This is a genomic window from Kaistella yananensis, assembly GCF_026107505.2.
Classification (GTDB): Bacteria; Bacteroidota; Bacteroidia; order Flavobacteriales; family Weeksellaceae; genus Kaistella; species Kaistella yananensis.
Genome location: NZ_JAPCHZ010000020.1, coordinates 1 through 573, shown reverse-complemented (window position 1 = coordinate 573; position 573 = coordinate 1). Strand labels below are relative to the sequence as shown.

3 tRNA genes are annotated in these 573 nt (G+C 44.7%); all 3 read right to left on the bottom strand.

What is annotated here, in order from left to right:
- Positions 1 to 194 precede the first annotated feature (194 nt).
- A tRNA-OTHER gene (locus OK344_RS13420) sits at positions 195 to 267 on the bottom strand.
- Positions 268 to 315: 48 nt separating this feature from the next.
- Positions 316 to 392, bottom strand: a tRNA-Ala gene (locus tag OK344_RS13415).
- 81 nt (positions 393 to 473) lie between these two features.
- A tRNA-Ile gene (locus OK344_RS13410) sits at positions 474 to 547 on the bottom strand.
- Positions 548 to 573 lie beyond the last annotated feature (26 nt).

Here is a 573-nt window from a genome sequence, read left to right as displayed (position 1 = left end):
ATTAGTTTAGTTTTATCCGGCAACACAACCGTGCTGCCTTCTTATTTTGTAAACTCCGCACCCGTAAGTGCTCGGTTTTCTCTTTGTGATGTTCTTACCGTTAATGTCAATGATCTTATGTCTTATTAGTCCCCTGATGAACAGATATTGTTTTTGGCTCTATCCGTAACTTTTAAATCAGTTCACTAATACTGTGGAGAATAAGGGAGTCGAACCCTTGACCTTCCCGATGAATCGGGACGCTCACGCCCCTACCGGCGTAAATCCTGTGTTTTATATTTAAATATCGTCTGTTCTTGTTACATTGCTGTAACTTGGTGGAGAATAAGGGAGTCGAACCCTTGACCTCCTGCGTGCAAGGCAGGCGCTCTAGCCAGCTGAGCTAATTCCCCCTCTAGGTGCCGTAGGCTGAAGGCTATAAGCTTTAGGCTAATGCCTGCTGCTTGAAGCTTATTGCTTACCGCTTTAATTAGTAGTCTCGGGCAGGCTCGAACTGCCGACCTCTACATTATCAGTGTAGCGCTCTAACCAGCTGAGCTACGAGACTTCATTAGATTTTAGATTTTTAGACTC